The 21,682-nt window shown below is 74.7% G+C and carries 20 protein-coding genes and 1 pseudogene; 9 read left to right on the top strand and 12 right to left on the bottom strand.

Going from position 1 to position 21,682, the window contains the following annotated elements; all coding sequences use genetic code 11:
- The first annotated feature begins 344 nt into the window (after positions 1-344).
- Positions 345-1,202, top strand: coding sequence for an S-methyl-5'-thioadenosine phosphorylase (locus ACZ51D_RS01165; protein WP_465614785.1), 858 nt, complete (start codon positions 345-347; stop codon positions 1,200-1,202).
- Here the strand turns inward: ACZ51D_RS01165 and ACZ51D_RS01160 are convergent.
- Both ACZ51D_RS01160 and ACZ51D_RS01155 read right to left on the bottom strand, forming a co-directional pair.
- On the bottom strand, positions 1,168-1,644 hold the full coding sequence (locus tag ACZ51D_RS01160; RefSeq protein ID WP_465614786.1) for a hypothetical protein: 477 nt from the start codon (positions 1,642-1,644) through the stop codon (positions 1,168-1,170). The genes ACZ51D_RS01165 and ACZ51D_RS01160 overlap by 35 nt on opposite strands.
- Positions 1,641-2,837, bottom strand: coding sequence for a molybdopterin-dependent oxidoreductase (locus ACZ51D_RS01155; protein ID WP_465660710.1), 1,197 nt, complete (start codon positions 2,835-2,837; stop codon positions 1,641-1,643). The genes ACZ51D_RS01160 and ACZ51D_RS01155 overlap by 4 nt, the downstream gene beginning before the upstream one ends.
- Positions 2,838-2,951: 114 nt before the next feature.
- Here ACZ51D_RS01155 and ACZ51D_RS01150 point away from each other — a divergent pair, with 114 nt between their 5' ends.
- A complete protein-coding gene (locus ACZ51D_RS01150) occupies positions 2,952-4,304 on the top strand; it encodes a glycosyltransferase 87 family protein (protein ID WP_465660708.1) in 1,353 nt (450 codons plus the stop codon).
- Positions 4,305-4,319: 15 nt separating this feature from the next.
- Here the strand turns inward: ACZ51D_RS01150 and ACZ51D_RS01145 are convergent, their stop codons facing one another.
- From ACZ51D_RS01145 to ACZ51D_RS01135, 3 genes and pseudogenes are all read right to left on the bottom strand, one after another.
- Positions 4,320-4,988 (bottom strand): class I SAM-dependent methyltransferase, encoded by a 669-nt coding sequence (locus ACZ51D_RS01145; protein WP_465614789.1) that lies wholly within the window; start codon positions 4,986-4,988, stop codon positions 4,320-4,322.
- Entirely contained in the window at positions 4,985-5,512 is a 528-nt protein-coding gene (locus tag ACZ51D_RS01140) for a DUF2064 domain-containing protein (RefSeq protein WP_465615269.1), read from the bottom strand. The genes ACZ51D_RS01145 and ACZ51D_RS01140 overlap by 4 nt, the downstream gene beginning before the upstream one ends.
- Before the next feature lie 96 nt (positions 5,513-5,608).
- Positions 5,609-6,340: pseudogene (locus tag ACZ51D_RS01135) on the bottom strand (glycosyltransferase family 2 protein); the annotation flags it as partial.
- 197 nt (positions 6,341-6,537) lie between these two features.
- Here ACZ51D_RS01135 and ACZ51D_RS01130 point away from each other — a divergent pair.
- Together ACZ51D_RS01130 and ACZ51D_RS01125 are read left to right on the top strand one after the other, a co-directional pair.
- Positions 6,538-7,320: a response regulator transcription factor gene (locus tag ACZ51D_RS01130; protein WP_465660706.1), complete on the top strand. Its 783-nt coding sequence runs from the start codon at positions 6,538-6,540 to the stop codon at positions 7,318-7,320.
- Positions 7,317-8,453 carry a sensor histidine kinase gene (locus ACZ51D_RS01125; protein WP_360501338.1) on the top strand — a complete coding sequence of 379 codons (1,137 nt, stop codon included), beginning with the start codon at positions 7,317-7,319 and terminating at the stop codon, positions 8,451-8,453. The genes ACZ51D_RS01130 and ACZ51D_RS01125 overlap by 4 nt, the downstream gene beginning before the upstream one ends.
- On the opposite strand, the gene ACZ51D_RS01120 is transcribed toward ACZ51D_RS01125, so the two are convergent.
- The gene (locus tag ACZ51D_RS01120) at positions 8,454-9,509 is read right to left on the bottom strand and encodes an NAD-dependent epimerase/dehydratase family protein (RefSeq protein WP_465614791.1); all 1,056 of its coding nucleotides are present in this window, start codon (positions 9,507-9,509) and stop codon (positions 8,454-8,456) included. It lies immediately after the preceding gene.
- Positions 9,510-9,754: 245 nt separating this feature from the next.
- Here ACZ51D_RS01120 and ACZ51D_RS01115 point away from each other — a divergent pair, with 245 nt between their 5' ends.
- Complete coding sequence (locus ACZ51D_RS01115) at positions 9,755-11,287, top strand: FAD-dependent monooxygenase (RefSeq protein ID WP_465660704.1); 1,533 nt, start codon at positions 9,755-9,757, stop codon at positions 11,285-11,287.
- A 92-nt stretch (positions 11,288-11,379) separates the two neighbouring features.
- On the opposite strand, the gene ACZ51D_RS01110 is transcribed toward ACZ51D_RS01115, so the two are convergent.
- Positions 11,380-12,069: a phosphonatase-like hydrolase gene (locus tag ACZ51D_RS01110; protein ID WP_465660702.1), complete on the bottom strand. Its 690-nt coding sequence runs from the start codon at positions 12,067-12,069 to the stop codon at positions 11,380-11,382.
- 4 nt (positions 12,070-12,073) lie between these two features.
- Positions 12,074-12,835, bottom strand: coding sequence for a GntR family transcriptional regulator (locus ACZ51D_RS01105; RefSeq protein WP_465660700.1), 762 nt, complete (start codon positions 12,833-12,835; stop codon positions 12,074-12,076).
- A 162-nt stretch (positions 12,836-12,997) separates the two neighbouring features.
- Here ACZ51D_RS01105 and ACZ51D_RS01100 point away from each other — a divergent pair, with 162 nt between their 5' ends.
- A complete protein-coding gene (locus tag ACZ51D_RS01100) occupies positions 12,998-14,194 on the top strand; it encodes a TIGR03364 family FAD-dependent oxidoreductase (RefSeq protein ID WP_465660698.1) in 1,197 nt (398 codons plus the stop codon).
- 152 nt (positions 14,195-14,346) lie between these two features.
- Here the strand turns inward: ACZ51D_RS01100 and ACZ51D_RS01095 are convergent, their stop codons facing one another.
- The 3 genes from ACZ51D_RS01095 to ACZ51D_RS01085 form a co-directional block, all read right to left on the bottom strand.
- A complete protein-coding gene (locus tag ACZ51D_RS01095; protein ID WP_465660696.1) occupies positions 14,347-15,108 on the bottom strand; it encodes a maleylpyruvate isomerase family mycothiol-dependent enzyme in 762 nt (253 codons plus the stop codon).
- A gap of 113 nt (positions 15,109-15,221) precedes the next feature.
- Positions 15,222-16,244: a 2-dehydropantoate 2-reductase gene (locus ACZ51D_RS01090; RefSeq protein WP_465660694.1), complete on the bottom strand. Its 1,023-nt coding sequence runs from the start codon at positions 16,242-16,244 to the stop codon at positions 15,222-15,224.
- A gap of 79 nt (positions 16,245-16,323) precedes the next feature.
- Complete coding sequence (locus tag ACZ51D_RS01085; protein WP_465614798.1) at positions 16,324-17,157, bottom strand: class II aldolase/adducin family protein; 834 nt, start codon at positions 17,155-17,157, stop codon at positions 16,324-16,326.
- A 133-nt stretch (positions 17,158-17,290) separates the two neighbouring features.
- On the opposite strand from ACZ51D_RS01085, the gene ACZ51D_RS01080 reads away from it, so the two are divergent.
- Positions 17,291-17,908: a TetR/AcrR family transcriptional regulator gene (locus tag ACZ51D_RS01080; protein WP_360501363.1), complete on the top strand. Its 618-nt coding sequence runs from the start codon at positions 17,291-17,293 to the stop codon at positions 17,906-17,908.
- 48 nt (positions 17,909-17,956) lie between these two features.
- On the opposite strand, the gene ACZ51D_RS01075 is transcribed toward ACZ51D_RS01080, so the two are convergent.
- Positions 17,957-19,117 carry a polyprenyl synthetase family protein gene (locus ACZ51D_RS01075; RefSeq protein WP_465660692.1) on the bottom strand — a complete coding sequence of 387 codons (1,161 nt, stop codon included), beginning with the start codon at positions 19,115-19,117 and terminating at the stop codon, positions 17,957-17,959.
- A 214-nt stretch (positions 19,118-19,331) separates the two neighbouring features.
- Between ACZ51D_RS01075 and ACZ51D_RS01070 the strand changes: the two genes are divergently transcribed.
- Together ACZ51D_RS01070 and ACZ51D_RS01065 are read left to right on the top strand one after the other, a co-directional pair.
- Positions 19,332-20,291, top strand: coding sequence for an ABC transporter ATP-binding protein (locus ACZ51D_RS01070; RefSeq protein WP_465614800.1), 960 nt, complete (start codon positions 19,332-19,334; stop codon positions 20,289-20,291).
- Positions 20,288-21,637 (top strand): ABC transporter permease, encoded by a 1,350-nt coding sequence (locus ACZ51D_RS01065; protein ID WP_465660690.1) that lies wholly within the window; start codon positions 20,288-20,290, stop codon positions 21,635-21,637. Before ACZ51D_RS01070 ends, ACZ51D_RS01065 begins: the two co-directional genes overlap by 4 nt.
- The last annotated feature ends 45 nt before the right edge of the window (positions 21,638-21,682 follow it).

Genomic DNA, 21,682 nt, shown 5'->3' with positions numbered 1-21,682 from the left:
CGGTACCGAAGCCGCACGCGGGGCTCCCTCCCGGGGGTCCCGCGTGGGCGGCCCGCCCGGGGCCGTGGCCCCTCGGGCGGGGTGACCGGGTGCGGCGGGCGTCGTTGATCAGCGCGCCCGACTCCCCGCCAGAGAGCGTGAACCGACGTGCCGCCGCCGTTCGAACTCCCCGCTTCGTGCGTGCGGTGGGCAGGGCTCTCCCGGGGTGACGGCCCGGCCGGGCCTCCGTGTCGCGCGCACGGCGTGGGGACGTTCACGATTCGTAAGGCCCGGCGCGCCGGTTCCGTCGCCGTCCGTTCCTACAGTTGCCGGGAGCTTGTTCCCGAGAAGAGAGGTGGAGTGCGATGACGGTCGACCAGGACGTCCTGCCGAGCGCCGAGGTGGGCGTGATCGGTGGCTCCGGGCTGTACGCGCTGCTGGACGACGTGACCGAGCTGCGGGTGGACACCCCGTACGGGGCGCCGAGCGACGCGCTGTTCGTGGGGGAGGTGGCCGGGCGCCGGGTCGCGTTCCTGCCCCGGCACGGGCGCGGCCACGGGCTGCCGCCGCACCGCATCAACTACCGGGCCAACCTGTGGGCGCTGCACAGTCTGGGCGTGCGGCAGGTGCTGGCGCCGTGTGCGGTGGGCGGGCTGCGGCCGGAGTACGGGCCGGGCACGCTGCTGGTGCCGGACCAGTTCGTCGACCGGACGTCGGGGCGGGTGCAGACCTTCTACGACGGGCTGCCGCTGCCGGACGGCACCGTCCCCGGGGTGGTGCACGTGTCGATGGCCGACCCGTACTGCCCGGCCGGGCGGCACGCGGCGATGGACGCGGCCCGCGACGCGGCCTGGGAGCCGGTGGACGGCGGCACCCTGGTGGTGATCGAGGGGCCGCGGTTCTCCACCCGCGCCGAATCGCGCTGGTTCACCGCCAACGGCTGGTCGGTGGTCGGCATGACCGGCCACCCCGAGGCGGTGCTGGCCCGTGAACTCGGGCTCTGCTACACCTCGGTGGCCCTGGTCACGGACCTCGACGCGGGGGTGGAGAGCGGGGAGGGCGTCACCCACGCCGAGGTGCTGAAGGTCTTCGCCCGCAACGTCGACCGGCTGCGCACCGTGCTGTTCAAGGCACTGGAGCGGCTGCCGGCGGTGCGCGAGTGCCCCTGCGGTCACGCCCTGGACGGTCTCACGACGGGTCTTCCCGGGGTGACCGGCGCCTGACGGCCCGGTCCCGGTGTCTGGCGGCCCGGTTCCGGCGCCCGGCGGCCCGGTCCCGGTGCCGCCACCGTCCGGCGAGCGCGACCAGCAGCGCGACACCGGCGGTGGCGGCCAGCACCAGCAGCCAGTTGCGCAGGTAGGGCAGTGGCAGCACCGACGGGTTGCCGTGGTCGTCGTCGGCGCGCAGGACGGCCGGCAGGCCGACGGCGGTGACGGCCGCCGCGACGACCAGCCAGCCGCGCAGCACGGGCCCGCGCACCAGGGACGAGCCGAGCAGGCACACCAGCGGCACCCACAGCCCGTCGTGGATCACCAGCCCGCCGAACGCCCAGACCAGGACCTCCACCGGGTCGGTGATGTACGGGTCGCCGAGCAGCCCGTACAGGCCGTAGCCGATCACGGCGAGGCCGGCGGCCAGGAGCAGAGCCCGGAGCCCGGCGGTCATGCGATCACCTCGATGCGCGTGACCCACTTGGTCTGCAGGACGCCGGGCCGGTTCGGCGCGATGACGCGGGCGGGGAATCCGTGGTCCGCTGCCAGGACGTCGCCGTTGACCCGCAGGGCGAGCAGGCTGAGCGGATCGTCGACGTACGGTGCGGGCATCTCCATCACCCGGTACGGCCCCTCGGCCTCCAGCGAGGTGACCCGTACCGCCGAGCCGGGCGGGGCTCCGGCCCGCCGCACCAGTTCGGAGAGCCGGACCCCCGTCCACCGGGCCACGGCGCTCCAGCCCTCCACGCAGGAGATGGGCAACTCGACCGAGTGCTGCGGGAGTTCGGCGAGTTCGGGGAGGGTGAGCTGGTACGGCCGGGGCCCGTCCACCCGGAGCCGCCAGTCGGCGGGCACCGTGACCGTTCCGGCCTGGGCGGCGGTGCGGTTCACCGGCAGGCCCTGGGGACCGAGGTCGGGGCGGCGCGGGGCCAGCAGGTCCACGGCGCGCAGCCAGGGCACGCTCTGTCCCGCGGTGACGAGGGTGACGGCACCGACGGCGGCGGTGGTCGTCGTGAGGAACGCGCGGCGCTGCGCCAGGACCGGAGCGGCCCGGCGCCACCAGTGCGCGCCGATGAGCGGCGCCTTGACGGCCAGGTGGACCAGCAGTCCGCCGGTGGCCAGCCAGCCCAGCCAGAAGTGGGTCTGCCGGAACGGGAACGGCCACGGGTACCACTGAAGGGTGTTCAGCAGGCCGGTGAACAGCTCCAGCAGGACGGCCGCCACGAGGAGTGCGATGCCGAGCCGCTCCAGGGCGTGCAGCACGCTGCGCGCCGGCGGCCACTCGAACAGCCGGGGGTAGACCGCCCAGAGCTTCGCGCCGGCCAGCGGGATCGCGGCCAGGCCGCTGATCACGTGCAGGCCCTGGGTGACCCGGTAGCCGTTCACCGGCCGTGCGGGCAGGTGCGGTGCGAGCCAGCCGGGCGGGTCCTGGAGCAGATGGCTGGTCAGGCCGGTCAGAAAGCAGACCAGGAGGGCCGCGCCCAGCCAGCGGCCGATGACGACCACGGTCCGCGGCTCGTGCAGGGCTGAGGTGAAAGCCCCCTGCCGGAACGGCCCGCGACGCAGGAACGCCGGGGGAGCGGGCAGCGGCGGGTCGTGGCGGCGGCGGGGGGCGGGAGCGCCGGAGTCGGCGGGTTCGGTTTCCATCCGCCCATCGAAGCGCCTCGGCACGTCCCGCCGGAGCTCCGACGTGCTTACGGATTCCGAACGGCGGCCTCGCCGGCGGGGCCGGGGAGGCGGGCCGGTGGGAGGGTGGGCGGCGTGACCTCCCGTACCGTCCTGCCCTGCCTCCTCGCTCTCGCCGCCCTGGTGACCGCCCTCGCGTTGACCGTCGCCCGCGCCGGTGCCCTCCCGCTCCCCGGCTGGTACGTCCTCGACGTCGCCCTCTTCGTCGTCGCGGTGCTGCTGCTGCGCGAGGTGCCCGGCGGGCAGGTCGTGCCGCTGGTCCTGGCCGGCTCCGCCGCCGTGGCCGCCGTCGGGCTGCTCGCCCCGCCGCGCACCAGCGACGACGCCTACCGTTACGTCTGGGACGGTCGGGTGCAGGCGGCCGGGATCTCGCCGTACGCCCACACCCCGGACGATCCGGCGCTGGCGCGGTTGCGCGATCCGGGACTCTTCCCGGTGGGAGACGGGTGCGCGGGCTGGGACGAGCGACTCACCACGGCAGGGGACTGCACCCGGATCAACCGGCCGGCCGTGCACACCGTCTACCCGCCGGTGGCGCAGGCGTGGTTCGTCGCGGTGCACCCGTTCGGCGGCGGGATCCGCGGGGTACAGGCCGGCGGGGCGGTACTGGCGGTGGCGACCACCGGACTCCTGCTGACGGTGGGCCGGGAGAAGTGGCGGGCCGCGCTGTGGGGGTGGTTCCCGGGCGTGACGGTGTGGGCCGTCAACGACGCGCACGTGGACACGCTCGGTGTGCTGCTCACGGTCGCCGGGCTGGGCTGCGCGGTGCGGGCCCGAGAGGTGCGGGGCCGAGCCGTCCGCGGCGGGCTCCTCCTGGGCGGCGCGGTCGCGGCCAAGCTGCTGCCGGCCCTCGCCCTCCCGGGTGCGTTGTCGGGTCTGCTCGCCCGGCGTCCGACCCGCAACGACGTCCTGCTCCTCGGATCCGCGCTCGGTGCCTTCGCGCTGTCCTACCTGCCGTACGTGGTGGCCTCGGGCACCTCCGTCCTGGGCTACCTGCCGGGCTACCTGCGGGAGGAGGGCTACGAGCAGGGGCACATCGACCGGTTCGGACTGCTGCGGCTGGTGCTGCCCGACCGCCTCCTGCCCTGGGCGGCGGCCGTGGTCCTCGCGGTGGTGGTGGTCGGGGTCCTGCGCCGGGGCGACCCGAGCCGGCCGTGGGCCGGGGCGCTGCTGGTGACGGGCACGGCGCTGCTGCTCGTCGCGCCCTCCTACCCGTGGTACGGGCTGCTCGTGGTCGCCATGGTCGCACTCGACGGCCGCTGGGAGTGGCTGGCCGTCCCGGCCGCGGGGCAGGCGCTCTACCTGACGGGAGGCCAGGAGGCACAGCAGCTCTCGTACGGAACGGCACTGTGCGTCGTCCTCCTGGTCCCGCTGCTGCGCCGGCGCCGCACGGGACGGGCGGCCGTGGCGGTGGGCGCCGAGGAGTGACGGAAATACGCCTCGTCAGCGGGGACGGGCCGCCTTCCGGAAGGCGAGGAAGTGCCGGCCGTGCGAGGACCAGCGCTCGGTCTCGACGAGCCCGGCTCGGTCGGCGCGCCGGGCGGTGGCCGTCGCACCACAGCGGGCCCAGGCGAACGGCGGCCCGACCCGCCCGTCGGCGCCCTCGACCCGAACGGTGATCCGTTCGTCGACCTCCGCCGGCTCCACCTCGACCAGCAGTACGGCACCCGGAGCGAGGATCTCGGCGCTGCGGCCCAGCAGCAGCCCCGGGTCGCCGCCGATGCCGAGGTTGCCGTCGGCGAGCAGCGCGCCACCCCAGCGGCCCTCCGCGGGAAGCCGGTCGAACACCGACCGGCGCAGGGCCGGCCCGCCGAGGCTCCTGGTCCGGGCCACCGCGGCTCCGGTGACGTCGACACCCAGCGCCGGCACGCCCAGGCCCAGCAGGGCCGCGACCAGGCGGCCGGGGCCGCAGCCGAGGTCCACCACCGGCGCGGCCAGCCGGGTGCAGCGCAGCAGCAGCCCGTGATCCGCTCCGGCGGCCGGTGCGCACCAGCGTTCGACGTCGAGCGGGATCCGGCGGCCGTCCTCGCCCCGCAGCCACAACGGGCCCCGGCCGGCGCGGACGGCCTCGGCGAACGGGTCGTCCACCCACGCCTCCGACGCGACGGTCACTCCGCCACCTCCCGGGCGGTCCCGATCGATCGGAGGCAGGCCGCGAACCTGCCGTCCGGAGCCTCTGCGGCGACGTGACGCGCATCCCGGATGGTGTCCACGTCGGTGACCACCGGGAGGTGGCTGATCGTCAGGTCCTCCGCCGCCAGCCGGTCGAGCAGGGCCCGTCCGGTGTCCGGCGTGGACATCGGCACGCCCAGGAGCAGCCGCCGGGCCAGCCGCTCGGTGGGCCTGGCCAGCCCGAGCGCCCAGAACCCGCCGTCGCCGGCCGGGCCGTACCAGGCGTCGACGCCGGTGCGCCGGGCGGGTGACAGGGACTCGGCGAGGAGGGCGGCGTCCAGCTGCGGGGTGTCCATGCCGACCAGCAGGGCGGGCGCGTCCGGGGCGAGGCCGGCGGCCGCCGCGAAGGCCGCCGCGAGCCGGGCGTCCAGTCCGCCGTCCGCCTGCGGCACGACCTGCCAGCCGGGTGGGAGCCAGGCGCCGACGGCGCCGTCCAGGACGAGCAGCCGCTGTCCGGCCGGCATCCGGGAGAGGGCGGTGAGGGTGTCGGTGAGGGCGGCCTCGGCCAGCGCCGCCGCCTGCTCGGGTGTGCAGGGCGGGGTGAGGCGGGTCTTGACCCGGCCCGGGACCGGCGATTTGGCGATCACCAGCAGGGTCGGGGCCGGTGCGGCCAGGACGGCCCGCATGTCGCGGACGGCCTGCCGGGTGCCGCGCACGGTTCCGGTGACCTTGGAGCGACCCGCGCGGGGCAGGTAGTCGACGGGCGTCTCGGCGATCCGCATCCCGGCCGCCGACGCGGCGAGCACCATCTCCAGGGGGTAGCCGGAGCGGCGGTCGCCCAGGCCCAGGGCCAGCAGCCGGTCACGGCGGGCGGCCCGCATCGGCCCGAGGTCGTGCAGCGGCGCTCCCGTCCTCGCCCGCAGCCGGCGCGCCAGGAACGCGTTGGCCAGGCGGGCGTGCGGCGGCCACGCCCCGGCGGTCGCGGGGCGGCGTCGGCCCAGCACCAGGTCCGCGGAGCCGGCGAGGACGGGAGCGGCGACCCGCGGCAGCTGGGCGGGATCCAGCGAGCCGTCGCAGTCCATGAAGCAGACGAGCTCGGCGGTGGCGGCGAGCAGCCCGGCGTGGCACGCGGCGCCGAAGCCGCGTCGCGGTTCCTCGACGACGGTCGCGCCCAGCGAGCGCGCCAGCTCGGCCGAGCCGTCGCGGGAGCCGTTGTCGACGACGATCGCCCGCCAGCCCGGGGGGACGCGCCGCAGCACCCAAGGCAGGGCCTCGGCCTCGTCCAGGCACGGCAGGATCAGATCGGCACCCGGCGACGGGGGAGTCGGAGAGGTCGCATCGGCACCCGGCAACGGGGGAGTCGGAGAGGTCACGTCGGCCACGCTAGGGGCGGGTGGGTCGGTGGCGGCCGAACCGCGCCCTTACGGAAGTCCTACGTCAGCTCGCCGGCGGAGGGACCGGCGTGCGGCCGGAGCCGCGATCTTACGGAACACGAACGTCGACCAGGGTGGGGCACCCCACGGCGGCCACGCCTCGTATCCTCGGCGACGTGAACGACAGCCCCGCCTCCGCCGGCCCACCGGACCCCGCCCGCATCCTGGTGATCGACGACGACCTCACCGTGGGCGAGGTCGTCGCCGGCTACCTCACCCGGGCCGGCCACCACGTCGACCGGGCCTGCGACGGCGACCGAGGCCTGGACCTGGCCCGCGCCCACCGGCCCGACCTCCTGGTCCTGGACCTCATGCTCCCCGGGATCGACGGGCTGGAGATCCTGCGCAGGCTGCGCGCGACCGAGGACGGCGCCGACCTCCCGGTGATCATGCTCACTGCCAAGGGCGACGAGGCCGACCGCATCCTCGGCCTGGAACTGGGCGCCGACGACTACGTCACCAAGCCCTTCAGCCCGCGGGAACTCGTCCTGCGCGTCCAGTCCGTGCTGCGCCGCTCCCGCGCCGGGGCTTCCCCGGCGCCGTCTCCCGTGCGGATGGTGTCCGGGGACATCACGCTCGACCCGCGGGCCCGCCGAGCCGACCGCAGGGGGCGTGAACTCCTGCTCACCCTGCGGGAGTTCGACCTGCTTGCCTTCCTCCTCCGGAACCCCCGGACGGTCTTCACCCGGCAGGAGCTGATGCAGCGGGTCTGGGGCTGGGACTTCGGCGACCTGTCCACCGTCACCGTCCACGTCCGCCGGCTGCGCGAGAAGGTCGAGGACGATCCCGCCGCACCGACACTGATCACCACGGTCTGGGGCGTCGGATACCGCTACGACCCCATGGCCGACAAGACGGACAAGGCTGACCAGACGGACGAGACGGACGGCCCGGCGTGAAGGACCTGCTGCTGATCGCCCTGTTCGCGGGGCTCGGCGCCACCGGCGCCGGCCTGCTCGGCTGGCTGGCCGTGCGGCTGCTGCGCCGGCGCTCGGTGGCGCTCTCGCTCTTCTGCGTGGCCGTCGTCACCGTCCTCGCCGTCACCTCCGGGACGTTCGCCGTCGCCCAGGCGATGTTCCTGTCCGGGCACGACCTTGGGGTGGTGATAACCGTCCTCGGCATGGCGTCCGTGGTCTCGCTGCTCACGGCCGCGCTGCTCGGACGCCAGGTGGTGGCGGGCAGCCGCGCCCTGACCGCGGCCGCCCGCACGGTCGGGAGCGACGCCGGCTTCACCGCGCCGGACCACCCGCTCGGGCTCGAACTGGCCCAGCTCAGTGAGGAACTCGCCGCGACCAGCGCCCGGCTCGCCGAGTCCCGGGCCCGGGCACGGGCGCTGGACGCCTCGCGGCGCGAGCTGATCGCCTGGATCTCCCACGACCTGCGTACCCCGCTCGCCGGGCTGCGCGCCATGGCCGAAGCCCTGGAGGACGGAGTGGCCGACGAGCCGGAGCAGTACCTCACGCGGATCCGCACCGAGGTGGAGCGGCTCACCGGGATGGTCGACGACCTCTTCGAACTCTCCCGCATCCAGGCCGGCGCGCTGTCCCTGTCGGTGTCCCGGGTGTCCGTCTACGACCTGGTCGACGACGCACTGGCCGGCGCCCACCCCCTGGCCCGCCGGCGCGGCGTCCGGCTGGAGGGCCGCCAGGTCGCCGCCGAGCCGGTCGAGGTGGACAGCCGCGAGATCACCCGGGTGCTGGGCAACCTCCTCGTCAACGCGATCCGCTCGACGCCCGAGGACGGCGTCGTGGCGGTCTCGGCCCGCCGGGAGGTGGACGAGGTCGTCCTCTCGGTCACCGACGGCTGCGGAGGAATCCCGGAACAGGACCTCTCCCGCGTGTTCGAGACCGGCTGGCGCGGCAGCGCCGCCCGGACGCCACGGCGCGATCCCGGAGAGGGCGGGGACAGCGGGGCCGGGCTCGGCCTGGCCATCGTCCGCGGCATCGTCGAGGCCCACTCCGGCCGGGCCAGGGTGCACAACGTCGCCGGAGGCTGCTGCTTCGAGATCGCGCTCCCGGCGGCGCCCGGGTAGTCAGGTCCGCAGGGCCGCGGCGGCGAACTCGGCCATCCCCGCACGGAACGGCACCCGGGCTCGCCAGCCCAGCTCCGCCCGCAGCCGGGAGGAGTCGGCGGTGATGTGCCGGACGTCCCCGAGCCGGTACTCGCCGGTCACCACCGGCGCCGGTCCGCCGTGGGCGTCGGCCAGCGCCTCGGCCATCTCGCCGATGGTGCGCACCTCCCCACTGCCCACGTTGTACGCCCGGGCGCGGCCCGGCAGCCCGCCGCGGACGTCCTCCAGGGCGGCGAGGTTCGCCGCCGCGACGTCGTCGACGTGGACGAAGTCCCGGCGCTGGCCGCCGTCCTCGAACACCCGGGGAGCCTCACCACGGGCGAGCGCGGAGCGGAACAGCGAGGCCACCCCGGCGTACGGGGTGTCGCGCGGCATGCCCGGGCCGTAGACGTTGTGGTAGCGCAGCGTCCGGACGGATCCGCCGCAGGCGCGGGCCCAGGCGGCGGCCAGGTGCTCCTGGGCGAGCTTGGTCGCGGCGTACACGTTACGGGGATCACCCGGTGCGTCCTCCGCCACCAGGCCCGGCCGGAGCGGGGCCCCGCACGCCGGGCACGGCGGCTCGAACCGGCCCGCGTCGAGATCCTCCGGGCGCCGTGGACCGGGCGCCACGGTCCCGTGCTCCGGACACGCGTACCGGCCCTCGCCGTAGACCACCATCGATCCGGCCAGGACCAGGTTCCGCACTCCCGCGCGCGCCATCGCGGACAGGAGCACCGCCGTGCCGAGGTCGTTGCAGCCGGCGTACGCGGGTGCGTCGTCGAGGTCGAGCCCGAGACCGACCATCGCCGCCTGGTGGCAGACCGCGTCCACCCCGGCCAGGGCGCGCTCCACCGCTGCCGCGTCCCGTACGTCGCCGTGCCGGAAGTCGACGCCGGCCGGCAGGCCGGGAGCCGACCCCGAAGGGTGGACGGCGGGCAGCAGTGCGTCCAGCACCCGGACCTCGTGGCCCGTGGCGACCAGAGCGCGCACGACCGTCGAACCGATGAACCCGGCGCCGCCGGTGACCAGAATCCTCATGACCTGGGACGCTACCGGGCGATCTGCCCGCCGGGCCGTCGCGACGGGACGGTGTCAGCGATCCGTAAGGCCTGGCGTCCGAGACCGCGGAACGGATCGCCGCGTGGCGTTCCCCGACGAGTACGTGGAAATGGGATGGAAATCGCACGGGTGATCGATAAGCTTCCCGCCGATCAAGCTGACAGGCAACGCGGCTGACGATCCGTCCGGTCCATCCGCCGTCGGCACGAACCTGAGGACTACTGATGAGCGACCCGATCATCGTCGTAGGTGCGGGCCCGGTGGGGCTGACCGCTGCGTTGGAGCTGGCCAGGCGGAGGGTGCCGGTGCGGATCGTGGACCGGCTGGCGGAGCCCACCACGGAATCGCGCGCCATCATCGTGCACGCCCGCAGCCTGGAGATGTTCGAGCGGCTGGGCCTGGTGGACGTGCTGATCCGGGCCGGCGTCCGGACCACCGGGATGGAGATGCACGCGGACGGCGAGGTGGTCGCCCGGATCGCACTCGACCTGGTGGACAGCCCGTTCCCGTACTCGGTGACCATCGCGCAGACCGAGACCGAGCGCATCCTCACCAAGGCGCTCGCCGAGCACGGCGTCACCGTCGAGCGCGAGGTGACCCTGACCGGTCTCACGCAGGACGAGCACGGTGTCCAGGTGGTGCTGGAGCACGCCGACGGGCGCCAGGAGACGGCCGGCACCGGCTGGCTGGTGGGCGCCGACGGCGGGCACAGCCAGGCACGCAAACTGGTCGGCAGTGCCCTGGCCGGGAAGTTCAAGGGCGAGAAGTTCCTGATGGGCGACGTGAACGCCGACCACGACCTCGACCCGCACAGCATGTACACCTTCTTCTCGCCGCACGACGGCCCGCTGCTGGTCTTCCCCATGGAGGGCGACCGGCTGCGACTGATCGCGAACATCCCCACGGACGAGGAGCGCACCGCCACCCAGGAGTGGCTGCGGCAAGTGGTGGACGAGCGCGCCGAGCGCCCGATCCGCATCCGCGACTCCCGCTGGCTCACCGTCTTCGAAGTGCACCACGCCCAGGTGCCCGAGTACCGGGTCGGCCGGGTCCTGCTGGCCGGCGACGCGGCGCACGTACACAGCCCGGCCGGCGGCCAGGGCATGAACACCGGCATCCAGGACGCCCACAACCTCGCCTGGAAGCTCGCCCTCGTCAGCACCGGCCAGGCCGGCCCGACCCTGCTGGACAGCTACCACGCGGAGCGCCACCCGGTCGGAGCCCAGGTGATCCAGTTCGCCGGCACGCTCACCCGGGTCGCCACCCTCGCCAACCCGATCGCGCAGAAGCTGCGCAACAAGGGGATGCACCTGCTCACCGGCCTCGCCCCGGTCCGCCAGGCGATGGCCGACCGCACCGAGGAGACCGCGGTCGCGTACCGGAAGAGCCCGATCGTCGTCCGGGGCCGGGGCAGCGGCGAACTGCACGCCGGCGACCACCTCCCCGCGGCCGGCCCGGAGCTGCGCGCGGCGCTCGCCGAAGCGCACGCGCACGTACTGCTCACCGTGGCGGTCAACGGCTCGGCACCCGCACCGGTGAGCGGCGTGACGGTGCGTCAACTGCTGGTCGGTGCCGCCGCCACCGCCGCGACGGGCTACGACGCCGTGTTCCAGGACCCCGACGGCCACACGGCCGCCCGCTACGGCCTGCCGAACGGCGGCCGGATCATGGTCCGCCCGGACGGCTACGTCGCCGCGATCGCCCCGCTGGACGACGACGCGCCGCTGCACGCCTACCAGGCGCTGCTGCAGGCGTAGCGCCACGGCCGGGCCCGGGACGGCGGACGCGCGTACGAGCCGCCGGGGCGGAGGTGCCCCCGGCGGCTCGTACGGTGGTCGTGACGGTGGGGTCAGGCCGTGGGCCGGGCCTCGGGGAGCGAGGGGATGTCGGCGACGCTGTCCAGCACGTAGGTGTGCGGGTGTCCCTCGAAGTCGCCGCGGGTGAGCTCCCCGGTCAGCACGCCGATGACCACGCCGGCCCCGGCGTTGGCGCCGGCCTCGACGTCCACGACGGTGTCGCCGGCGGCCAGCACCCGGCGGGTGTCGATGACCCCGGTCTTCTCCATCGCCCGGTGGATCATGTGCGGCGCCGGGCGCCCGCGCGGGACCTCGTCCGAGGTGACGACCGCGTCGAGGTTGCCGCCCTCGCCGACCGACCAGCCGAGCGACTCCAGCAGCGGGTACGCGACGTCGTCGCTGAAGCCGGTGGTCAGGGCCACCTTGATGCCGCGTCGGCGCAGCTCGGCCAGGGTGGCCTCGACGCCGGGGATGGCCTGCGGGGGAGTGGCCCGGTAGGCCTCGCGCAGGAACGCCGCGAAGGCCGCGTAGCCGTCCTCGACGAGCTCGGGGGTCGGGGTGCCACCGCCGAGACGGACCAGGGCGGCGATGGCCTCGCGCTTGTCGGTGCCCATCCAGGTCTGCAGGTCGGCCTCGGAGACGGCCACGCCGGTCCGTTCGACGGCGGTGCGCAGCGCCCGGTAGACGGCACCGGCCTCGTTGACGGTGGTACCGGCCATGTCCAGGGCGGCGAGCTCGATCACGGTGTCAGTCCTCTTCGGTGCGGTAGCGGCCGATGACGGTACGGCCTTCGATGGTGTTCTCGATGGTGAAGGTGGCCATGGCGGGCAGGTAGCGGTCGTCGGCGTCCTCCAGCGGCACGCCCCGGCTCGACGTCGTGAGCCGCCGCACGCGCAGCAGTGGGTCGCCGACGGCGACCCGGAGGAGTTCGGCGTCGTGCGGCTCGGCGGCGACGGCGTCGATGGTGTGCCGGGCGTGGTGCAGGTCGACGTCGCGGCGCAGCAGTTCCTCGTAGACGGACCCGGTGTCCGGGTCGAAGTCGAAGAGGATGCGGCCGACCTCGTGGACGAAGGTGGAGCGCTCCAGCATGGCCGGGACGTCGTCCAGCAGCCGCAGCCGGACGAGTTCGACGACCGGCGCGCCCTCGGCGAGGCCGAGCCGGGCCGCTGCCTCCGGGGACGCACGGCGGCGGGCCACCTCGACGGTCGTCTGCCCGGGCTCGCGGCCGATGCTGCGGGCCCACTGGGTGAAGGACAGGAAGGTGCCGAACGGCTGGGAGGGCGCCGTGCGGCGGGCGACGGGCGGCTTCCCGCGTCCGCCGGTCAGGCTGCCCTCGTGGCGCAGCATGGCGAGGGCTTGGCGGACCGGGCCGCGGGAGGTGCCGAACTCGGCGCAGAGCTGCGACTCGCTGGGCACCGGCCGGCCCTCGGGCCACTCGCCGGACTCGATGCGGCGCTGGAACTCGGCGCCGAGTCGTTGGTGGAGAGGGGGGTCCTCACTTGTCTTCACAAGTCGACTATGACACTCGGCGGCGGGACTTCTCAAGGTGGGCCCATCTGGGCGTTTCCCAGGTCAACCGTTCCCCTCCGGTGTTCGTCGACCGGATGAACGGACGGTAACTTGTATAGACACCTCTTGACGTTGAGGTCGCCGAGCCCGGAATCTGGAGCCATGAGCAGCAGCACAGCACCCACACCCGCCTCCGCCGCCTCCCGTCCGTGCACGCCCGGCACACCCGGCCGCAGCGACGTGGTCATCGTCGGCGCCGGCATCATCGGCCTCGCCCACGCCTTCGAGGCACTGAGCAGCGGGCTGTCCGTCACCGTCGTCGACCGCGACCGGCAGCCCGTCGGCGCCTCGGTCCGCAACTTCGGCCACTGCTGCATCAGCGCCCAGGACGGCGACCTGCTCGCCCTCGCCCAGCGCTCCCGGCCCGGCTGGCTGCGCGCCGCCGAGGCCGCCGGGATCTGGGCCGCGGAGGCCGGCACCCTGGTGGTGGCCCGGTCGGCGACCGAGGCGGCCGTGCTGGAGGAACTGCGCGCCGAGCGCGGCGGCGACGCCGTCGAACTGCGCACCGCGGCACAGACGGCGTCGCTGCTCGGGCGCGCGGACGGCGACGCGGGCGACCTGGCCGGCGGCGCGCTCCTGCCCGCCGACCTGCGGGTGAACCCGCGCGAGGCGGCGCCCGGCCTGGCCCGCTGGGTGGCCGAACAGCCGCGCGGCCGGGTCCTGTGGGGCACCGCCGTCACCGGCGTCGAACCCGGGACGGTCCACACCACACGCGGCCCGGTCCACGGCGACCGGATCCTGATCTGCGTCGGCCACGACCTGGACTACCTGTTCCCCGACATCGCCGAGGACCACGAGATCCAGCGCTGCCGCCTCACCATGGCGCGGGCCGCCGCCCCGGCCGGCTTCCGCACCGACTCCGCGGTGCTGACGGCCACGTCGATGCTCCGCTACGACGCCTTCACCACCCGCGCGTCCGCCGCCCGGCTGCGGGAGGAGGTCCAGGGGCACAGCGCCGAACTGCTCGAGATCGGTGCCAACGTGATGTTCGCCCGCCTCCCGGACGGCACGGTGCTGCTCGGCGACTCGCACCACTACGACGCCACCACCCCGCCGTTCATCGACGAGCACACCCACGAACTGCTGACCGGCGCGGTCGCCCGGGTCCTGGGCGTGGAACGCCTGCGGATCCTCGAACGCTGGCAGGGCGTCTACGCCAGCAGCCCCCGCGGCCCCCTGCTGGTGCGCGACCTGGCACCGGGAGTCCGCGCCATCTCGGTCACCTCGGGCATCGGGATGACCCTGTCCTTCGGCCTCGCGGCCGCCACCTTCGACGGCACCCTCGCCGCGACGGCCTGATCCACCCGACGTCCGTGGGACCGGACCCGGAAAAACCGGGTCCGGTCACGCCTCGCCGCGTAGCACGTCAGCGTCCACTGCCGGCCGTCGCGAGTCACGCGTCGCCTGTTCGGCGGACGCCTCGTTGGCCGGCCGGGGTGCTTTCGTGGATGTCAGAAGGCGGAGTTGGCGAACCAGTGGGCCAGCAGCGCGTCGTCGCCGGACACGTCGACGCGGTCGGCGCTGCGGTCGAGCCGGCCGTAGAGCATGAGCAGCAGGTCGGCGGCGGTGGCCTGGACGGTCGCGTCCGCGGTGGCCGGGTCCGCGGCCTCCTGTGCGAGGGCGAAGCCGTCGGGGCGCAGCCGGACCAGCCAGTCGCCCTCGCCGTCGGTGCTGGCGAAGCGGACGGTCCGGTCGTCGGCGCGCAGCTCGGCGGTCTTGGGCGCGAAGATCGCGGCGAAGGGCAGGTTGGTGAGGAACTCGGCCACGCCGTCGGCGGCGAGGGCCGGGTCGATGTCCGGGGTGAGGCCGAGCGCGAGTTCGGCGTCGACGCGGTGGACGAGGGTCTCGAACAGCATCCGGCGGACCCAGAACCGGGCGTGCTGGTCGGCGCCCCAGGCCCACATCGGCGCGTCGAGGTCGGTCTCGGCGAACGCCTGGGCGGCCTGCTCGGCGGCCTCGGCCAGCCAGGCCGGGTAGTCCTCCGCCCGTTCGGGCAGCTGCAGGTCGACGTCGCGGCTGCGCGGCGGCTCCTGGATCCGCTGCCGGAGCAGGACGGTGAACCAGCGCTGCACGCTGCCGGCGTGGCGGACGAGGTCGGCGAGGGTCCAGCCGGGGCAGCTGGGCACCGGGAGCGACGGGTCGGCGTGCCGGACGGCGGCGACGAAGCGGGTGGTCTCGGCGCTGACGGCCGTGCTGTGGTCGTGCGGGGTCATGAACGTGTCTCCGGGGAGTGCGGGCCTCGCGGCGCCTTGGGAGGGCTTGCGCGCCCCAATGGTTCATCGCATGAAATAACGATGGCGACGCTAGGCCTGAAAGGTTGAGCTTGTCAAGCATCCCGCGGGTCGAGTGCCGCCAGCAGTTCCGGGCCCGACCACCGCCGCGCGCCGCCCGGACCGGCCCGCTCGGCCTCGCGGACCAGCGCGGCCAGCCGGGCGTTGGCCGGTGCCGCCAGGCCGTTCCGCGCGGCGAGCGCGATCACCTCGCCCTGCAGTGAATCGATCTCGGTCGGTCGGCCGCGCTGCAGGTCCTCCCACATGGACGAGCGGGCCCGGGCGTCGATCCGCAGACTGGCGGCGGCCACCCGCCGGAAGAGCGCGTCGGGCAGCCCGAGCACCCGGGGCATCCAGCGCGGTGGCACCGGGCCGAGCCGGGCGGGCGTGATCCCGGCCGCCCGGAACGCGGCGAGCGCCTCCCGCTGGCACCGGGCCAGGCAGGCGCGGTACGCCCGGGCGCCGAGCTCCTCGCGTAGCGGCAGTCCGGACAGGGCGTTCACCGCGTTGTTCAGGTTCATCAGCAGCTTCGTGGCCTGCACGGCGGGCATGTCCGCGCGCAGCGCCAGACTCAGCCCGCCGGCCCGGGCCGCCGCCGCGAACCGGTGGGCCGCCGGGGCGTCCTCGACCATGAGCGCACCCCCGCTGCCCTGGTGGACGGCGGCCGGACCGCTGCGCAGCACGTTGTACGGGAGCATCCCGGCGAGCACCCGGTGGCCCGGCAGCTCCGCCCGCAGCTCCTCGGGGTTGTGCAGGCCGTTCTGGAAGCTGATCACGACCGCGTGGGCCGCCAGCCGCCCGGCCAGCTCGCGCGCCGCCGCGCGGGTGTCGGCGGACTTGACGGTCACCAGCACGTAGTCCGCCGTCGCGGCGGCGGCCGCGTCGGTGGCGACGGTCAGCTCGCGCACCTCCCGCCGTGCGTGGCCGGGGCCGGTCAGCGTCAGCCCGTCCCGTTCGACGGCGGCCATCGCGGCCGGCCGGCCGATCAGCGTGACGTTTGCCGCGCCGGCCAGCATGCCCCCGAGGTGGCAGCCGATGCTGCCGGCGCCGAAGACCGCGATCCGTGGTTCCTTGCTCACTCGTAGCGTCCTTCTGGCAGCCGGCGGTTCGGGGGATGGGAGACGGGTTCGGGGGATGGGAGACGGGGGCGAGGCGGGGTCAGTCGACCAGGTCCGGGTCGGTCGCGCCGATCTGCTCGAAGAGCGGCTGCGCCTGGAACCAGCCGGCCAGGTGGCTGCCGATCTGCCCGCGGGTGATCAGCGCCGTCTCCCGGTCGATGTGCTTGGGCGTCCCGGCCGCCATGGCGAGCAGCTGGGCCTGGCAGGAGCGTTCCATCGTGACGAACCACCAGACCGCCTCGGCGACCGACCGGCCGACCGTCAGCAGTCCGTGGTTCTGCAGGATCACCGCCTTGTGCGCGCCGAGCGCGGCCGCGATCCGCTTGCCCTCGTCGACCTCGTTCACCACGCCGCGGTAGTCGCTGTACAGCCCGTGGTCCTCGAAGAACGCGCAGGCGTCCTGGGTGAGCGGGTCGAGCGTGATGCCGAGGCTGGAGAAGGCCTTCCCGTGCAGCGAGTGCGCGTGGGCGGCCGCGATCGCGTCCGGGCGGGCCGCGTGCACCTGGGAGTGGATCACGAACGCGGCGCGGTTCACCGGCCGGTTGCCGTGCAGCAGGGTGCCCTCGTGGTCGACGAGGATCAGGTCCGAGGCCTTGATCATGCCGAAGGGCATCCCGAACGGGTTCACCCAGAAGCGGTCGGGGTGCTCCGGGTCGCGCACGGTGATGTGCCCGGCCACCCCCTCGGAGAAGCCGAACCGGCCGAACAGCCGGAAGCCGGCGGCGAGTTGTTCCTTGCGGTAGCGGCGCTCGTCCGCCACCGAATCGAAGCTCGGCGGCAGCGGCAGGGTGACTCCGGCGGGCAGCGGTCCGACGGCGGCGGCGAGCGCGGCGGGCAGCGGGTTGCCCGCGCCGGAAGGCGGTGGGGTGCTCATGGCCCAGAAGATACAATGATGTATCCGATACGCCAATGGATCCGATGAAGCCGACCGGTCTGATGGAACTGACAGATCTGCCGGAACCGCTGGATCCGACCGGCCGCCATCCGACCGAACCGGGACGCCACCGATGCCCAAGGGTGAGACCAAGCGACGTCCGCGCACCCGTGCGGCACTGCTCCAGGCCGCACTGGAGACCTTCGCCGCGCACGGGTTCCGCGCCGCCACCATCGAGCAGATCTGTGAGCGGGCCGGCTACACCCGAGGCGCGTTCTACTCCAACTTCAGCAGCAAGGAGGAACTGTTCCTCGCGCTGTTCGACGCGCACAGCGACCGGATCGTCCGGCGGATGACCGAACTGGTCGACTCCATCACCACCGAGGACCTCACCGTGCAGGCCCTGGTCGACGTCCTCTGCGAGGTCGAACCGGCCGAACGCGACTGGTACCTGGTCACCACCGAGTTCACCCTGCACGCCATCCGCGACCCCCAGGCCGCCTGGGTGCTCGCCCAGCACGACGCCCGGCTGCGCGCCCAACTCGCCCGTGCCCTCACCGACCACCTGGCCCGGGCCGGACGCACCCTCACCGCGGACCCCGACGAAGTCGCCCGCCTGCTGATCGCGATCCGCGAGGGCGGCCTGGCGCAGAGCTACGTCGAACCCGAGCGGCTGCCACCGGGCAGGCTCGAACAGCGCTTCCTGGCACCCCTGTTGACGGCGCTGACCGCGGATTCCGGAACGTCCTGACGTTCTCACAGGCGCCCCACGTCCGTACGGGCGACAGCAGGAGCCGGGTCAGGCGATCCGGCGGGCGCGTACGGCGCCGCGGCCGATGGCGTGGAGGCGGGCGGTGTCCGGGCCGGGTGGCAGCAGGGGTTCGAGTGCCCGCCAGGCGTCGGCGCACAGCCGGTCGGCGTCGCGTTCGCTCGCATCGACGGCGCCGCACGCCAGCAGGGTGTGGCGGGCTTCGTGGATGTCGGCTTCGGCCGCGTCGCCGTCGCGGATCGTGGTCCACAGGGCCTCGGCGGTGGGGCGGGGGAGCAGGGTGACGGCGTGGGCCAGTGGCAGGGTCACCTTGGCGTTGCGCAGGTCCTCGGCGACGTGCTTCGTGAGGGTGCCGTCCTCGCCCGTGACGCCGCGCAGGTCGGCGACGTCGTCGGCGATCTGGTAGGCGGTGCCGATCGCGGACCCCCAGTCCAGCAGTGCCCGGTTCAGGGCCGGGCCGACGTCGGCGGCGATCGCGGCGATCTGGCAGCACGCCCCCACCAGGGCACCGGACTTCAGCCGGTGGGTGGCGAGCACCAGCTCCAGCAGCGGGCCGTTGTCGCCGGCGGCCAGGGCCCGGTCCAGCTCGGGGTGGTGGCCCTGGATGTCGAGGGCCTGTCCGGCGTGGGCCGCCCGCAGGGCCGCGAGCAGGGCTTCGCGCATCCGGCCCTGCAGCGCCGGGTCGTCGGCGGCGCACAGGCCGATGGCCCGGTCGAAGGCGAAGTAGGCGCAGGTGCCCGCGTTCAGGGCGGCGGGCAGGCCGTACACCGCGTGTGCGGCCGGTTTGGCGCGGCGCATCGTCGATCCGTCCTGGATGTCGTCGACGACCAGGGAGCCGGTGTGGGCGAGTTCCAGGGCGGCCGCGAGGACGCCGAAGCGGTCGCCGTCGCCGCCGAGCAGGTCGACGATCCGCATCAGCAGGGTGGGACGCCACCGTTGCCCGCCCGCGTCCACCATGTGCCGCACGGGCTCGGCGAGGGCCTGGTGCAGGCGGCGGTCGAGGGCGTGCGCGGTGTCGGCCGACAGACCGCCGCCGTGCCCGTCCGGGAGCCACACGGCCAGTCCGCCGGGGGCGGGCGGGCAGAGCCGGTCCAGGTAGCGCTCGATCCCGCGGTCGGCCTCAGCAATCCGGTTCCCGGCGCACGCGCCGTCGCCGAACGGCCCGACGTCCTCGGCTGGTGCCATAACCATGCACTCACCATAGGGTTGGGCGCGGAGGAGGGGTAGACGCAACGCGGGCGGCCCGGGGAGGACTGAGCCGCGTCGAGGGCCGGGCCGCTCCCGGCCGTTCTCCGCGGTGGCCTCCACGGCGTACCTGCCGGATGTTCCACCGGTGTTCAAGCGCCCGCTCCTGACTGTGCCCCGTCATGGCCCTACGTTCCCTGGGGAACTGCGAGAAGGGGCTATGAACGAGACTCAACCGGCCGTACGCGCACGAGCTTTGACGAAGTGCTTCGGTGACGTCGTGGCGCTCGACGGGGTCGGCCTGGAGCTGGCGTCCGGCCGGATCCACGGGCTGGCCGGGCCGAACGGCGCGGGGAAGACGACGCTGCTCGGGCTGCTGCTCGGGCTGGCCGTCGCCGACGGCGGCGAGTTGGAGGTGCTGGGCCGGCCGGTCGGGCGGGTGTCGGCGGCGCCGCCCGGGGTGGCCGGGTTCGTGGACGGGCCCGGGCTGTACCCGTCGCTGACCGCGCGCAGGAACCTGGCCGCGCTGGCGGCGCTGCGCGGGCCGGGCACGGAGGCGGGGCGGATCGACGAGGTGCTGGCCGAGGTCGGGCTGACGGAGGTCGCCGACGACCGGGTCCGCGGGTTCTCGCTGGGGATGCGGCAGCGGCTCGGGCTGGCGGCGGCGCTGCTCACGGATCCGCGGCTGCTGGTGCTCGACGAGCCGTCCAACGGCCTGGACCCGGCGGGCAAGCAGCATGTGCACGGGGCGCTGCGGCGGCTCGCGGACGACGGGGTGACCGTCGTGCTGTCCGGTCACCGCATGGACGACCTCGAGGCGCTGTGCGACGAGGTCACGATCCTCGGGACCGGGCGGGTCCGCTACTCCGGCCCGCTGGGCGGGCTGGTGGCGGAGAGCCGCGCGTCGGACCACCGCCTGCTCACCTCCGATCCCGGGGCCGCGCGCCGGGTGGCCGCCGGGGTCGCGGGGGTGCGGGCGGTGACGGAGGCCGGGTCGCGGGGCGGGACGTCGGGCGGGGCCGGGGCGCTGGTGGTGCGCGCGTCGGGCCCGGCCGTCGAGGAGTTGGTGGCCGCGCTGGTGCGCGCCGGGGTGCGGGTGCGCGAGGTCGCGCCCGTGGTGCCGCCGTTGGAGGCCGCGTACCTCGCCCTGACCGGGCGGCAGGAGGAGGGGAAGCCGTGAGCACGGCCGTCGTGGGCGTCGGTGCCGTACCCGACGCGAGCCGGGTGCCGGTGCGCCGCGTGTACCGCTTCGAGCTGGTGAAGCTGGTCTCGCAGTGGCGGATCCGGTTGCTGATGCTGGCCTGTTGGATCGGGCCGGGGCTGTTCGTGGCTGCGGTGGCGCAGCAGGGGACGCTGCCGTCCGACACGCTGTTCGGCCGCTGGATGCACGCCACGGGCTGGGCCGGCCCGCTGGTCGTGCTGGGGTTCTCGGGTTCGTGGGCGCTGCCGCTGCTGACCTCGGTGGTGGCGGGTGACGTGTTCGCGGCCGAGGACCGGCTCGGGACCTGGCGGCACCTGCTGGTGACGGTCCGCTCGCCGCGGCGGATCTTCGCGGCGAAGGCGCTGGCGAGCACCACCGTCATCGTGCTGCTGGTGGCCGGGTTGGTGGCCTCGGGCACGGTCGGTGGCCTGGCGGCGGTCGGGAACGGTCCGCTGGTCGGCGTCGACGGGCACCCGCTGTCGCCGGCGGACGCGGCCGGGAGCGTGCTGCTGGCGTGGGGGTGCGCGCTGGCGCCCACGCTGGCGCTGGCCGCGCTCGGGCTGCTCGGCTCCGTACTGCTGGGGCGCTCGCCGATGGGGCTGCTCGTCCCCGCGGTGGCGGCGGTCGCGATGCAGCTCGCGCAGATGCTGCCGCTGCCGGTGGCGCTGCGCCTGGCACTGCCCGGCTACGCCTTCGTGTCCTGGAACGGGCTGTTCGCCGGCCCCGTACGGCTCGACGAGCTGCTGGTCGCCGTCGCGGTCAGCCTGGTCTGGGCCGCGGTGGCGGCCGGGGCGGCCTACCTGCTGTTCGTACGGCGGGACTTCACCACCGGCAGCGAGGACGGCGTGGGGCGCCGCGCGCTCGCCTTCGGAGTGCTGCCGCTGGCCGGGCTGCTCGCGCTGACCTTCGGGGCGGTCGCCGCGGCCACGCCCTCGACGGGCTCGGGGATCTCGCAGGCGAAGGTGCAGCGGTCGGTGGCCACCGTGTTCGCGCACCTGTACCGGCTGCAGACCGAGCAACTGCACCGCCCGGCCGTCACGGAGGAGCAGCTGCGGGTCACGGCGGCGTGCGACCGCAGCGGCGGCCAGGTCGACCCGGAGGGGCCGGGCAACGACTGGCGCTGTGTCGTCACCTGGCACCTGCCCGGTACGGACGCGCCGGGGACGGCGATCTACCAGCTCGACGTGGCCTCGGACGGGCGGCTGATGGCCGACGGGGACGGGCCGAAGGACGTGAACGGCTACTTCCTGGTGCGGACCCCGTCCGGGGACGCGCCGAATCCGCTGTGGCAGTTCGACGGCCAGGTCGACCTGCTCTCCACCTGAACGAACCCGCCGATCGCACCGAACCCACCTAACCCAAGGAAGGGC

The organism is Kitasatospora sp. NPDC033851 (assembly GCF_055576085.1).
The sequence above is the reverse complement of the archived record's forward strand: the minus strand, read 5'-3'. Positions and strand labels throughout refer to the sequence as shown.

Bases quoted from the DNA above. Each gene is read 5' to 3' on its own strand.
- ACZ51D_RS01165 (WP_465614785.1), top strand. From the start codon at position 345: ATGACGGTCGACCAGGACGTCCTGCCGAGCGCCGAGGTGGGCGTGATC.
- ACZ51D_RS01160 (WP_465614786.1), bottom strand. From the start codon at position 1,644: ATGACCGCCGGGCTCCGGGCTCTGCTCCTGGCCGCCGGCCTCGCCGTG.
- ACZ51D_RS01155 (WP_465660710.1), bottom strand. From the start codon at position 2,837: ATGGAAACCGAACCCGCCGACTCCGGCGCTCCCGCCCCCCGCCGCCGC.
- ACZ51D_RS01140 (WP_465615269.1), bottom strand. From the start codon at position 5,512: ATGCCGGCCGGACAGCGGCTGCTCGTCCTGGACGGCGCCGTCGGCGCC.
- ACZ51D_RS01120 (WP_465614791.1), bottom strand. From the start codon at position 9,509: ATGAGGATTCTGGTCACCGGCGGCGCCGGGTTCATCGGTTCGACGGTC.
- ACZ51D_RS01115 (WP_465660704.1), top strand. From the start codon at position 9,755: ATGAGCGACCCGATCATCGTCGTAGGTGCGGGCCCGGTGGGGCTGACC.
- ACZ51D_RS01100 (WP_465660698.1), top strand. From the start codon at position 12,998: ATGAGCAGCAGCACAGCACCCACACCCGCCTCCGCCGCCTCCCGTCCG.
- ACZ51D_RS01095 (WP_465660696.1), bottom strand. From the start codon at position 15,108: ATGACCCCGCACGACCACAGCACGGCCGTCAGCGCCGAGACCACCCGC.
- ACZ51D_RS01085 (WP_465614798.1), bottom strand. From the start codon at position 17,157: ATGAGCACCCCACCGCCTTCCGGCGCGGGCAACCCGCTGCCCGCCGCG.
- ACZ51D_RS01080 (WP_360501363.1), top strand. From the start codon at position 17,291: ATGCCCAAGGGTGAGACCAAGCGACGTCCGCGCACCCGTGCGGCACTG.
- ACZ51D_RS01075 (WP_465660692.1), bottom strand. From the start codon at position 19,117: ATGGTTATGGCACCAGCCGAGGACGTCGGGCCGTTCGGCGACGGCGCG.
- ACZ51D_RS01070 (WP_465614800.1), top strand. From the start codon at position 19,332: ATGAACGAGACTCAACCGGCCGTACGCGCACGAGCTTTGACGAAGTGC.